Source organism: Flavobacterium sp. B114r (assembly GCF_056824125.1).
In genome coordinates, this window is sequence record NZ_CP124858.1 from 623,300 (window position 1) to 636,444 (window position 13,145).

Below are 13,145 nucleotides of genomic sequence, written 5' to 3' on the forward strand. Positions count from 1 at the left end.
TGTAACCTTATGAAAAAATTATTATTACTTTGCTTTATGGTTGTGTTATCCTCTAATTTCTATGCACAGGAAACAGCTGTAAAAGATGCAAAAAGCAAAACTACTGCTACCGCTAAAAAAACAAAAGCAACTGCAGATAAGGCAGCAACTGATGCTAAAAAAGAAGCCACAAAATCTAAAAAAGCAGCGAAGGATGCTACTGACGCTTCAGCATCTGCAAAAAAAGAAAGTGCCGCAGCAACTAAAAAAGCTGCCGACAAAGACGCAGCAAAAGCAAAAAGTGACGCTACTAAGGCGTCAAAAAAAGCTACTACAGCAGCAGAAAGTGCAAAAGCTGACGTAAAGAAATCAGCAACTAAAGCTGATGCTACAGCAAAAACGGCTAAAAAAGATGCTACAGCAACGGCTAAAACAGCAACTAAGACTGTAAAGGAAACTAACGAAAAAGCGCCAAAAGTAGCAGACAAGGTTACTGGCGAATACAACGGAAAAAAAGTATACACCGGACCAAAAGGTGGTAAATACTACATTAACAAAAACGGAAACAAAACGTATATTCAGGATTAATAATAATTTTACAGATATAGATAAGGAGCTAATAATAGCTCCTTTTTTTTTGAAAAATAATTAAGAAAACATTAGTTAACATATAAGTAACCTTGCTCAATTAGCATTATTTTTTTTTAACGGTTTTAAAGGATTATTGAGTCATGATGAGATTCCAGAGTTAATAATTTAGTAATATGTGCGAAATAACATAAAAAACATATTTCTCTATCTTCGTTTTTAAAAAGCGTTAAAACTATGAGCATTGACTATTCTGCGAACAAAACAATTTTAGTTGCTCCATTAAACTGGGGATTGGGCCACGCCACAAGATGTATCCCGATTATAAAAGCGCTTCAGGAAAACAATTATATTCCAATAATAGCCTCTGACGGTGTCGCACTGGCACTATTACGAAAAGAGTTTCCATACATTCAAACACTCGAATTACCCTCTTATCATATTGAGTATGCGAAGAATGGTAAAAATTTTAAATGGAAACTGATCAAAAATTTACCCAAAATGATCGTTGCAATTCTCGACGAGAAAAAAATAGTAAAGCGCTGGATCAAAAAGCACGGAATCGACGGAATTATTTCTGATAACCGACTTGGGGTTTTCAGCAAAAAAGTCCCTTCGGTTTTTATGACTCATCAGCTAAATGTCATGACGGGAAATACAACTTGGTTTACCAGTAAATGCCATCAGCATATTATAAAGAAATATACTGAATGCTGGGTTCCCGATACAAATGAGCAGACAAATTTAACGGGAGATCTTGGCCATCTTAAAACAACTGATCTTAATCTAAAATATATTGGTCCTTTAAGCAGAATGCGCAAAAAGGAAACACCTAAATTGTATGATCTGATGATTATTTTATCAGGTCCGGAACCCCAACGCACTTTCTTAGATGAAAAACTGCAAAAAGAGGTTTTGAACTACAAAGGCAAGGTTGTTTTTATACAGGGCATTGTCGAGAAAACACAAACCAAATGGCAAGCCGGAAATGTCACGTATTATAATTTCATGAACTCGAAACAATTAGAACAAACTTTTAATGAGAGTGATTTTGTTTTATGCCGTTCTGGTTACACTACTGTAATGGATTTAGCAAAACTAGGAAAAAAAGCTTTTTTCATCCCTACTCCCGGACAATACGAACAAGAATATTTAGCAATCAAACTTCAGGAAGAAAACCTGGTACCGTATGCAATGCAAGACGCCTTTACAATTGAAGATCTTTCAAAAGTAAAGTCGTTTAAAGGTTTAACTCAGTTTAACGATACCATTGACTGGGATTCGTTATTTACGGTTTTTGAGGACTAATTTTAGAAATTAAACTGTGCCTGCAATCGTAACAAATTACCTTGCTGACGGTTTATTGGAAGCACGCTGTCTTCAAAAGTCCTGTCTGCGATAACATATTCTGCCGTAAGTTCAAAAGCTTTAAAAGGCTGCCATTCTATACCAATTTCATAATCTCTGACAACATAACTTCTGGCATCTTTTTCATACTTTTTTCCTCCGTCATAATATTGAAATTTAGCAAAAGGATATAAGTGCTGCTTTTTTATATCTAATTTATAATTCAGTAATATATAACCTCCGTTCAAATCTGTTTCATCAACCGTATTGGTTACGGTATTGTAACGAGGTCCGGTACCTATATTATATTCTGTCTGGATCCCAAAAGGTCTTGGGTACAAAACAAATGTTGCCCCTACTCTTTGATCTTTTACATATTGTGGATCGTTAACTTTTACTCCTGGTGAAATTTCGCCGGTAAAAGCCCATTTTCCGGTATATGCCTGAATTCCCGGCTCGATAATCTGACTGCCAATAACAAAAGGATAAGTCAGTCTCGTGACAACATTCAGATCCCGGTTACCATCCAGTTTATTGGCTATTTGACCATTATAAACCCCAAAGGCAAAAACTCCAAAATCGCCTGAACCTTTATAACCATCTTTTACCAACATAGCAAAACGCTCTCTGATTTTGGCTGGCGCCCAGTAAAAGAAAAGCCCTAAATCGCGTTCGTTTAATATTGCGCTGTTCATGGCATCATTTCTATCTAATGCCAACCTAACGGAGCTTGACTGCATGTTTTCGAAACCATAAGGAATTTTACTTTGTCCTACACGAACACGGTATTCCTTTTTCTTATCAAAAGAAAGATCGAAATACAAGTCCCGAATCTGAACAAAATTCTGGATTCCGGTACTTGGCGAACTCGCAAAATCAGGTTGAAAATAGAAAAATACATTTGGATGTACCTGACCGGAAAATACTAGACGTGCACGACGGATAAAAAGTCCGTTGTTTGATTTTGCATCCGGTTCCGTAGAAGTCGTTCCCCAGGATTTGTCACATTGCTCGCAGGAAACTTTATCATTTGTAGAAAACAAACCATTGTATCTTATTTGTGCATAACCTCGCAACGAGATTCTGTCGTACCAATGTTCTTCACTACTAACTCCAGATTTGGTATCCGGAAGTTTTGCTTTATTGATAGAATCTAAAATACGCATTACTTCGTTTTTTACATCCTGTTTATTCAGATCCTGAGCAATTGCTGCGAAATTCATCAGCAATAAAACGGCCACTAATTTTCTTTTTATCATCCTTTCTGTAATTCCCTTAATTTTACGATGCAAAGATGCCGCATCAATGTTAAGAAATCATTAACAGGATGTTACTATAATAAAAATTTAATGTTATGAGGTTTTACTGTAAATTGATTAATTGTTAAAACGTCATATTTTACAGCACTTTAGCTAAATCTGATTACAATTATTTAACCTCGGTTTTTATTGTCTTATGTGCTTTTTCGAGTGTAAAAGAAAACTCAGAACCAATTCCGAATTCACTTTCTACATATACTTTCTCTTTATGCGCTTCGATAATGTGCTTAACAATCGCCAATCCTAAACCGGAACCACCCTCAGATCGGGTTCCACTTTTGTCAACTCTGTAAAAACGTTCAAAAAGTCTTGGGATATTTTGTTTTTCAACTCCTTCTCCGTTATCGCTAATTCGGATTAAGACTTTTTTCTTGGTTAGATTTACAACGCCAACTTCAGTTAAACCAACATCCTTACCATATTTAATAGAATTAACAATCAGGTTTTCCAAAACCTGCTGTATCCTGTCCTTATCTCCACGTATCACTACAGATTGTACATTTTTGCTTTCAAAAGCCAATTTTATTTTCTTTTTGTCAGCTTTCATTTCTAACAAATCAAAAACATTCTGAATCAATTCTACAATATTAAAATCGGTAATATTCAAATCTAAATCACCTGATTCTAATTTGGTAATCATGTCTAAATCTTCGACGATATAAATAAGTCGCTCAACTCCTTTTTCGGCACGTTTAAGGTATTTCTTACGGATTGTTTTATCATCCATAGCACCATCCAGCAAAGTCGAAACATAACCCTGAACGGTAAACAAAGGTGTTTTTAATTCGTGTGAAACATTGCCTAAAAACTCTCTTCGATATTGTTCACGAATTTCGAGCATTTCGATTTCCAGTTTTTTATCTGTAGCAAACTTTTTCACTTCGCGCGAAAGAGTTTCCATATCTGTAGTTATGGGCTGATTAATAAGTGTGGTAGATTCCAGCAACGAAACCTCATCGTAGATTTTCTTTACTCTTCGATAAATAAAACGCTCTACACGATATTGTAAAACCAGAAAGGAGAATATATAAATTGAAATAAGAAAGATTATTCCAAAGGCTACCTGATGTTTTAATTGATTTTTATAAAATAAGTTCATCAGGATCAACACAAATCCTGTCCCAAAGAGACTGATATATAATGCTGATTTTACTGCAAATTTGTATGTTTTTTTAAAATTAATTTTCATTGATTTATTTAACCATTAAGAGATTAAGAAAAATTAAGTTTCTCTTTTGAGTTAATGAATTTCTTTTAAATTAACATTTGAACTCAAAACAAAGTTAACTCAAAAACCATATAAGAAATTAAAGCTCATATGCTCTTTAACTCCTTATATGGTTTATTTTTTTATGTAAGTAAATCCTAACTAAACCCCTCATTATACTCGGAGCCTTAGCAACTTAGTATCTTAGAACCTCAGTGTCTTAAAAAAAATTAAACTTCAAATTTATAACCAACACCTTTGATGGTTTTAAAAAGCTCTTCTCCTATTTTTTCACGTAGTTTTCTAATATGAACATCGATTGTTCTTCCTCCTACTACCACTTCATTACCCCAAACTTTATCCAGGATTTCGTCTCTTTTGAAAACTTTTCCAGGTTTAGAGGCTAATAAGTAAAATAATTCGAATTCTTTTCTTGGTAAAGCAATTTCGACATTGCCTTTTATGATCTTGTATTCTTCACGATTAATCTCGATTCCGCCTACATTCAAGGTATCACTAACAACTTCTTGTTCTTTTAACCTTCTTAACAAAGCCTTTACTTTACTTACCAATAATTTTGGTTTTATTGGTTTGGTAATATAGTCATCTGCACCTGCATCAAAACCAGCAACTTGTGAGTAATCTTCGCTTCTGGCTGTCAGAAATGTTATGATAACATTATTTAATTCCGGAATTTTTCTGATGTGTTCACAGGCTTCCATTCCGTCCATTTCGGCCATCATAACATCCATAATAATTAAGTCCGGCAATTCTTTCTGAGCCTTTGCTATAGCTTCTTTTCCGTTAGAAGCTGTAACAATCTGATAGCCTTCCTGAGCAAGGTTATAGCCTACGATTTCCAAGATATCTGGTTCATCGTCAACTAATAAAATCTTGGTTTGTGTTTTTTTCATAAATAGCAAAAATTGAGATTTTTACATCAAATTTTCTTCATTATACATTCGATGTTTTTTTTTTCACAGCGTAAATATACTAACAAAATAACCGTTAAAAACTGCGGTTAACGGTAATTTAATGTGGTAACAATTTGATAATCTACAAGACACAAAAACATAACAAGTGCCTAACATGAACTTTACACGGCGTTTCTTTCTTTGCACAAAAATAAATTAAACACAACACAAAAATGAAATTCAATTTAAAATTTCTATTTATTACATTATTTATTTGTACGATTTCGGTCGCGCAAACCAAAGGTACGATTTCTGGTGTACTAACCGACAAGGAAACCAATAATCAACCTTTACCTTTCGCAAATGTTTTAGTAAAAGGGACTAACACAAGCGCGAACACTGACATTGACGGAAAATATTCGTTGAGCGTAAATCCGGGAAATTATATTATTATTTTTAGTTTCGTTGGATATGAATCTGTAGAGAAACCAGTAATTGTAAAAGCAAACGAAACTATTACGGTTAGTCAGGTACTTTCTTCAGGAAGTTTTACTCTACAAGATGTTGTTGTAAAATCAGCAGCAGTAAACAAACAAAAAGAATCTGCATTACTTTTAGAACAAAAGAATGCGGTTGACATTAAACAAACTATTGGTGCGCAGGAATTGTCAAGAAAAGGGGTTGGCGATGTAGCTGCGGCTGTAGCAAAAACTTCAGGAGTTTCTAAACAAGAAGGAAGCAACAATGTTTTTGTAAGAGGACTTGGTGACCGTTATAATTCTACTTCGATGAACGGATTGCCAATACCATCTAATGATCCTGAGAGAAAAAACATTGCTCTGGATCTTTTTTCAACAGATATTGTGGAATATATTTCTATTGACAAATCTTACGGATCAAGAATGTATGGTGATTTTGCAGGAGGAAACGTAGATATAGTTTCAAAAGATTACCGCGGAAAAGGAATGTTTGAAATCTCACTGGGATCTAAAGTGAACACAAATGCTCTACAAAATTCTGATAAATTTTTATTACAGCAAGGCCCTAATAAATCAGGTTTTGTTTCATACGGAGTTCCTCAAAATGCTTTGACGGGATATAATTTTGAAAACAGCCTGAATCCTAAAAAAGAAAGCCCTTTTGGCGGAAACTTTAATCTGAAAGCAGGAAAAACTTTCAATATTGGTGAAGAAGGAAAACTTAGCGTTTTTGCAACTGCGAGCTTTAACAATGGTTACGAATATAGAGAAGGTTTAAGCCAAAGTGTAAATGCGCAGGGAGCATCATTAAAATCTTTTCACCAGGAAAAATACACTTACAACACAAACTCTACCGGGATGTTTAATGCCAATTATCGCTTAAACAAAAATCACAAAATTGGCTACAACTTTTTGTTCATCAATTCATCTGAGCAAACGAGAGATACTTATTTTGGAACTGATAGAGATTTTGATAATGCTGATGCGAGTCTTCTTGTTCAAAGAGGAACGTTCTCACAGAATACTGTTTTCATCAATCAGCTTTTAGGAAACCACAAAATAACAGATAAAATAGATTTTGATTGGGGAGTTTCATACAATACTGTCAAAGGCGATATGCCAGACAGGACTCAAAATAAAATGTTCTATAACCCAACTACTGATATCTACACAATTGCTCAAAGAACAACTACTGACAATCAGAGATACTATCAAAACCTAAAAGAAGACGAAGCTGCTGCTAATCTTGCTTTTACTTATAAATTAGGAGATAAAGAAAGTGGCACTTCAAAAGGAAAAATCGTTGCGGGTTATAACGGTAAATTTAAAAAACGCGATTTCGAAGCTATACAATTCAACTTCAATGTAAGTCAGGCAGGTTTAGGAACGAGTGTAACCCCAAATAATTTAGATGCTTTCTTTAATCAGGCAAACTACAACAACGGTACATTTTCAATTGGTGCTTTTGCCGGAATGACGCCGCAAACTTATAGCGGTGATCAGGACATTCATGCAGGATTTGCTAATATCGAATATAAATTATCTGAAAAACTAAGTGGTGTTTTAGGTTTTAGATACGAAAAAATATCTCAAAGTGTTACCTGGAGAACACAACTTGATGCATCTGGTGGTAAAAATGAATTTGACAGAAACGAATTCTTACCAAGTTTAGCTTTAAAATATGCATTAAGCGAAAAGCAAAATCTTCGTTTGGCAGCAAGCAAAACCTATACATTACCACAATTTAAAGAGCGTGCTTTGTTTATTTATGAAGATGTAATGGAAACTAAAATTGGTAACCCTGATTTATATCCTTCACAAAATTACAATTTTGACTTAAAATGGGAAATGTTCCCAAAAAGCGATGAATTATTCTCTGTTACTGCTTTTGGAAAATACATTTTAGATCCAATTAACGAAGTTGTAATTGCTTCTGCATCAAATGATATTTCATGGGTAAACATTGGAGATTCAGGTTATGCTTACGGACTTGAATTGGAAGCAAGAAAAAACATTTTTGAAATTGAAGGAGAATATACTAACAAACTTTCTTTTGGGTTTAATGCTTCATTAATGAAAACACATCAGGAAATTGATTCTGAAAAAGTTCAAAAAGAAACCAACAGCAGAATGAACATCAACCTTACGGATACTAGTTCAGGTTTTACAGGCGCTTCTGATTTGATTTTAAATGCGGATCTATCTTATACTAAAAACTGGAACAATGATGCCGGAATTATGGCGACCATCGCATACAATCATTATTCTGATAAACTTTACGCAATTGGATCTGAACAAAAGGGAAATTTAGTAGACAAAGCAATGGGGACTTTAGATCTAGTTTTCAAAACTAAATTAAACAAGAGCCTTGGAATTGATTTTGGAGCAAGAAACTTATTGAACCCACAATTTAAGAGAGTTCAGGAAAACACTGGCGGAGACGTTTTAGTTTTTAACTATAAAAAAGGAGTAACATTTGGATTGGGAATGAATTACCAATTCTAATAAACAAACAAGAAACCCGCTTGTTAATTTCTTAACATTTCGTTAAAAAACATATAACAAATCCATTACGACAGCTTAACATTCATTCAGACTTAAGTTTACATATTTGCACAAACACAAACTAATAAAAAAAGTAATGAAAAACACACTTTCAACAATCTTCGGCTTAGCAGCTTTATCACTTGTAACACTTACAACGTCTTGCTCAAGCGACAACAACAATGATGCACCTACTTTACCTGGCTCTAGTTTCGTAGTAAACAGAGACAATCTTCAAGGGGAGATTAATGACGGAGAAGTTATTTTAGAATCCGGAACTTATAAACTTACAGGAAAATTAATCGTTAAGAGTACTGCAAAACTTACTATCAAACCCGGAGTTATTATTGAAGCATCTAAATTAGATGTAAACAAAATTGAGTCTATAAGATACATTGCTATTTCTCAAGGTGGAAAAATCGACGTTCAGGGAACAGCTGCAAATCCTGTAGTTATGACAGCTACAGAACACAAACCTGGAGCTTGGGGTGGATTAGTAATTTGCGGAAAAGCGCCTATCAACAAAGGAGCAACTGCATCTGCTGAAGTTTCTGACTTACCATACGGTGGAACTGACGTTAATGACAACTCTGGATCAATCAAATACTTAAGAATTGAATATCCTGGATACGCTTACAACTCAGATAAAGAATTCAACGGAATCTCTTTCTTTGGTGTTGGTAAAGGAACAAGCGTTGATTACGTTCAAATTTTCGAAAGCTCTGATGATGGATTCGAGTGGTTTGGTGGAACCGTAAATGCTTCTCACTTAGTAGTTTCTAATAAAGATGCTGCAAACGTTGGGGATGATTTATTTGACTGGACTGAAGGATGGAACGGAACTGGTGAGTTTTTCTACGGAATCAGAACAAACGCTGGTAACAGAGGTGTAGAAGCAGATAATAACGCTAACAACCACCTGGCTAGTCCAATTTCTTTCCCAACAATCAAAAACCTTACTTTAGTTGGTTTTGGATCAACTGACACAAGTGCAGAATCTCAAGCATTTAAATTGAGAGTTGGAACAAAAGGTAAATTTGACAATGTTGTATTAAAAGGTTGGAAAACTGGTTTTGATGTTGAACACGATGAAACGATTTCATACGTAGGAGTTGACTTATTAGCAACTAACGTTAAATTCGAAGATGTTCCTGTAAAATCAAAAGGTACAACTACTGGAAAATTAGTTGCTGATGTTTCTAAAGTATTCACAGAATCGACTACTGCACTTGGAGCAGGAAACGGATCAGGAGTTCCTACTTGGGCTGCTGGATGGACAAAAGGTCTATAACATACTCAAAACATAAAATTGTTAAAAACATCCTAAATTTTTAGGATGTTTTTTTTTGGCGTAATTTTTGTAATTTTTTTTGTATATTTACATTAATCAAAAATATGCGATGGCAAAAAACTACTTTTATATTACATTCTTATTGGCTTTTTTCTTTACTATGAGTGTCTCAGCACAAGATAGTAAGCAATTACCAAAACCTCAAGATGCGACTGTCATTGAGGGTTTAAGCTTGTACCCTAATCCGGTCACTGGCGGAAAAGTATACATCTCCTCTAAAAATGACTTAGAAAAAGAAATTATAATTTTTGATGTACTGGGCAAAAAAGTACTTCAGACACATTTAAGTTCACGAGAATTAAACGTGTCTGATCTTGTTCCTGGTGTTTATATCATAAAAATAAGTGAAGAGAACGCTTCTGCAACCAGAAAGCTCATCATTCGATAAAATCATAAAAAAGCTCCTTTTCAGGAGCTTTTTTAGTTTTCAGCCTCAGGTTCAGTTTTCAGTTGCATTACATACCAAAAACTGCCACTGAAAACGATGACTAAAAACTAAAAACAATATCTTTGCACAAAAAAGTTTTGATTACAGCCAACGATATATTTACGATTTCGAGTCATAAACAATTTGAAAAAACAGCCTTAAAAGTGTTTCGTTTTCAACACGAGAATAATATCGTATATCGTAATTTCTGTGATTTTTTAAAAGTCAATCCACAACAGGTAAAATCGCTGGAACAAATTCCATTTTTACCTATTCAGTTTTTCAAAAGCCATAACGTAGTTTCTAATAATGATCCCGCTCAGGTTACTTTTACAAGCAGCGGAACTACAGGAATGATTACCAGCAGACATATTGTGACTGATGTTTCTCTTTATGAAGAAAGCTATAGAAAAGGATTTTCCCAATTTTATGGCAATATCGAAGATTACGTTGTTTTAGCGCTTTTACCATCCTATCTTGAGCGCGACGGCTCTTCGTTAATTTACATGGTCGAAGACTTAATAAAGTTATCCAATCAGCATGAAAGCGGGTTTTATTTACACAATCACGACGACTTAATTAAGAAATTAACCGCACTCGATGAGTCTGGTCAAAATGTCATTTTAATTGGTGTTACGTATGCTTTATTAGATTTGATCGAAAAACATCAGTTCAACCTTCAAAACACCATTATTATGGAAACCGGAGGAATGAAAGGCAAACGCAAAGAAATGATCCGCGAAGAATTACACGAGATACTGTGCAAAGGTTTTGGCGTTTCAGCCATTCACTCAGAATACGGAATGACGGAACTTCTTGGACAGGCCTATTCTTTGGGCGAAGGCGTTTTTGAATGCCCGTCATGGATGCATATACTTGTACGCGATCCTGAAGATGCACTTACTTATGTGAAAGATGAAAAAACAGGCGGAGTAAACGTTATTGATTTAGCCAATATCAACTCCTGCTCTTTTATTGCCACGCAGGATCTGGGCAAAAAATATCCCAACAACTCTTTCGAGGTATTGGGACGTTTTGATAATTCTGATATTCGTGGTTGTAATTTGATGGTTCTCTAATGTTGCATCGTTGATTTGTTTAATCGGTAAACCGAATTAACACTAAATCAAAAATTAATCTTCACTGTATACACCTATATTTTCAATGCCCTCCTTTTTATTTAATTCTCTTTCCTTTTCTGCTTTATTTTCCAGAAACTTATAAATGCCGTAACAACTTAATCCTCCAAAAAGTATATAAAATAGATTCCAAATTGGATCTACAAAATCTTCATTACCAAGAGAATCAAAACCATTGACAAGCGCTAATCCAATAGCAACAATAAATCCAGCAACAATAGTTCCCCCATAATAAGACACTAATCCAAAAAAGAAATAAGCCCACTTATTTTTACCATATTCAAGCGCCAAATTAGCGAATGCTTTCCAAATCCAATATAAAAATAAAAGTCCAATCATAAATTAGGTTTTAAGTAACAAGCAACTAATATAGGTTTTTATACGATTCTACGCACAAATAATTACTCTGTCACTAAAAAAAAGATAAAACAAAAAAAATCCCAACAACTCTTTCGAGGTATTGGGACGTTTTTATAAAAAAGGTTAATCGTCAATTTGTTTATTCGTTAAATCGCTTTTGACCTTCAACAAACGACTAAACTACTCTAATCACAAAATAATTTTTCTTTCCACTTTGCAACAACACAAACTGATTATTGATTAAATCATTTGCTGTTAATACAAAATCTTCTTTAATTTTTTCTCTGTTTACAGAAATTGAGTTTGCTGTCAAAGCTCTTCTCGCCTCTCCGTTTGATTTAAAGAAACCTGTTTTTTCGTTTAAAACAGTAACAATATCCAATCCATTTTCTAAATCAGCTTTGGTGATTTCAGCTTGTGGAACTCCATCAAAAACTTCTAAAAAAGTAGTTTCATCTAATTTTTTCAAATCATCTGCAGTAGAGTTTCCAAACAAGATATTCGAAGCCTGTATTGCTTTCTCTAATTCTTCTTCAGAATGAACAAAAATGGTGATTTCCTCAGCCAGTTTCTTTTGTAAAACTCTTAAATGTGGCGCTGCTTTATGCTCTTCGATTAAAACATCAATCGTTTCCTTATCCAAAAAAGTAAAGATTTTAATGTATTTCTCAGCATCAACATCTGTTGCATTTACCCAAAACTGGTAAAATTTATATACCGAAGTTTTATCAGCATCCAACCAAACATTTCCACCTTCAGATTTCCCAAATTTAGAACCGTCTGCTTTTGTGATTAATGGCGTTGTCAATGCAAAAGCTTTCGCACCTTCTCCACCCATTCTGCGAACTAATTCTGTTCCGGTAGTAATATTACCCCATTGATCAGAACCACCCATTTGCAAAACGCAATTGTTGTTTTTATATAAATGATAAAAATCGTAACCCTGAATCAATTGATAAGTAAACTCTGTAAAAGACATTCCTTCGCCTTCTCCGGCCAATCTCTTTTTTACTGAATCCTTCGCCATCATATAATTTACCGTGATACGTTTTCCAACTTCACGTGCAAAATCAATAAACGAGAATTCTTTCATCCAGTCATAGTTATTCACCATAACGGGAGCATTTGCTTCTTTTGAATTAAAGTCTAAGAAACGGGATAAAACACTTTTTATTCCTGCAACGTTTTTAGCCAAAGTCTCTTCGTTCAACAAATTTCTTTCGTCAGATTTCCCAGACGGATCACCAATCATTCCGGTCGCACCTCCAACCAAAGCGATTGCTTTATGCCCCGTTCTGTTTAAGTGAACCAATAAAATAATCTGAACCATACTACCAATATGTAGTGAATCTGCCGTTGGATCAAAGCCTATATATGCCGTTGTTACTTCTTTAAGCAATTGTTCTTCCGTTCCTGGCATGCTATCATGATATAACCCTCGCCACTTTAATTCTTCAACTAGATTCTTCATTTTTAAAATAATTTGTGCAA

At 34.5% G+C, this 13,145-nt stretch carries 11 protein-coding genes; 6 read left to right on the forward strand and 5 right to left on the reverse strand.

The annotated features are described in order from the left end of the window. The first annotated feature begins 9 nt into the window (after positions 1 to 9). Positions 10 to 567 (forward strand): hypothetical protein, encoded by a 558-nt coding sequence (locus tag QLQ94_RS02915; RefSeq protein WP_271337261.1) that lies wholly within the window; start codon positions 10 to 12, stop codon positions 565 to 567. A 237-nt stretch (positions 568 to 804) separates the two neighbouring features. Then, positions 805 to 1,875, forward strand: coding sequence for a glycosyltransferase (locus tag QLQ94_RS02920; protein ID WP_271337260.1), 1,071 nt, complete (start codon positions 805 to 807; stop codon positions 1,873 to 1,875). A 2-nt stretch (positions 1,876 to 1,877) separates the two neighbouring features. Here QLQ94_RS02920 and QLQ94_RS02925 read toward each other — a convergent pair whose 3' ends face one another. The 3 genes from QLQ94_RS02925 to QLQ94_RS02935 all read right to left on the reverse strand — a co-directional run bounded on the left by QLQ94_RS02925 (position 1,878) and on the right by QLQ94_RS02935 (position 5,354). After that, complete coding sequence (locus tag QLQ94_RS02925) at positions 1,878 to 3,173, reverse strand: porin (RefSeq protein ID WP_271337259.1); 1,296 nt, start codon at positions 3,171 to 3,173, stop codon at positions 1,878 to 1,880. 169 nt (positions 3,174 to 3,342) lie between these two features. Next, positions 3,343 to 4,422, reverse strand: coding sequence for a sensor histidine kinase (locus QLQ94_RS02930; protein ID WP_271337258.1), 1,080 nt, complete (start codon positions 4,420 to 4,422; stop codon positions 3,343 to 3,345). Positions 4,423 to 4,670: 248 nt separating this feature from the next. Beyond that, the gene (locus QLQ94_RS02935; protein WP_213299981.1) at positions 4,671 to 5,354 is read right to left on the reverse strand and encodes a response regulator transcription factor; all 684 of its coding nucleotides are present in this window, start codon (positions 5,352 to 5,354) and stop codon (positions 4,671 to 4,673) included. Between the two features lie 233 nt (positions 5,355 to 5,587). On the opposite strand from QLQ94_RS02935, the gene QLQ94_RS02940 reads away from it, so the two are divergent. From QLQ94_RS02940 to QLQ94_RS02955, 4 genes are all read left to right on the forward strand, one after another. After that, positions 5,588 to 8,338, forward strand: coding sequence for a TonB-dependent receptor (locus QLQ94_RS02940; RefSeq protein ID WP_271337257.1), 2,751 nt, complete (start codon positions 5,588 to 5,590; stop codon positions 8,336 to 8,338). Positions 8,339 to 8,474: 136 nt separating this feature from the next. Continuing rightward, the gene (locus QLQ94_RS02945; RefSeq protein ID WP_271337256.1) at positions 8,475 to 9,668 is read left to right on the forward strand and encodes a hypothetical protein; all 1,194 of its coding nucleotides are present in this window, start codon (positions 8,475 to 8,477) and stop codon (positions 9,666 to 9,668) included. A 109-nt stretch (positions 9,669 to 9,777) separates the two neighbouring features. After that, positions 9,778 to 10,116 (forward strand): T9SS type A sorting domain-containing protein, encoded by a 339-nt coding sequence (locus QLQ94_RS02950; RefSeq protein WP_271337255.1) that lies wholly within the window; start codon positions 9,778 to 9,780, stop codon positions 10,114 to 10,116. Between the two features lie 137 nt (positions 10,117 to 10,253). Further along, entirely contained in the window at positions 10,254 to 11,234 is a 981-nt protein-coding gene (locus QLQ94_RS02955) for a LuxE/PaaK family acyltransferase (RefSeq protein WP_427402640.1), read from the forward strand. A gap of 54 nt (positions 11,235 to 11,288) precedes the next feature. On the opposite strand, the gene QLQ94_RS02960 is transcribed toward QLQ94_RS02955, so the two are convergent. Beyond that, a complete protein-coding gene (locus QLQ94_RS02960) occupies positions 11,289 to 11,633 on the reverse strand; it encodes a hypothetical protein (RefSeq protein ID WP_427402638.1) in 345 nt (114 codons plus the stop codon). A gap of 196 nt (positions 11,634 to 11,829) precedes the next feature. Continuing rightward, positions 11,830 to 13,125: a tyrosine--tRNA ligase gene (tyrS, locus tag QLQ94_RS02965; protein WP_271337253.1), complete on the reverse strand. Its 1,296-nt coding sequence runs from the start codon at positions 13,123 to 13,125 to the stop codon at positions 11,830 to 11,832. Between the last annotated feature and the right edge of the window lie 20 nt (positions 13,126 to 13,145).

Coding starts and splice junctions, on each gene's coding strand:
- tyrS (WP_271337253.1), bottom strand. CDS start 13,125: ATGAAGAATCTAGTTGAAGAATTAAAGTGGCGAGGGTTATATCATGAT.
- QLQ94_RS02930 (WP_271337258.1), bottom strand. CDS start 4,422: ATGAAAATTAATTTTAAAAAAACATACAAATTTGCAGTAAAATCAGCA.
- QLQ94_RS02925 (WP_271337259.1), bottom strand. CDS start 3,173: ATGATAAAAAGAAAATTAGTGGCCGTTTTATTGCTGATGAATTTCGCA.
- QLQ94_RS02940 (WP_271337257.1), top strand. CDS start 5,588: ATGAAATTCAATTTAAAATTTCTATTTATTACATTATTTATTTGTACG.
- QLQ94_RS02920 (WP_271337260.1), top strand. CDS start 805: ATGAGCATTGACTATTCTGCGAACAAAACAATTTTAGTTGCTCCATTA.
- QLQ94_RS02915 (WP_271337261.1), top strand. CDS start 10: ATGAAAAAATTATTATTACTTTGCTTTATGGTTGTGTTATCCTCTAAT.
- QLQ94_RS02960 (WP_427402638.1), bottom strand. CDS start 11,633: ATGATTGGACTTTTATTTTTATATTGGATTTGGAAAGCATTCGCTAAT.
- QLQ94_RS02950 (WP_271337255.1), top strand. CDS start 9,778: ATGGCAAAAAACTACTTTTATATTACATTCTTATTGGCTTTTTTCTTT.
- QLQ94_RS02945 (WP_271337256.1), top strand. CDS start 8,475: ATGAAAAACACACTTTCAACAATCTTCGGCTTAGCAGCTTTATCACTT.
- QLQ94_RS02935 (WP_213299981.1), bottom strand. CDS start 5,354: ATGAAAAAAACACAAACCAAGATTTTATTAGTTGACGATGAACCAGAT.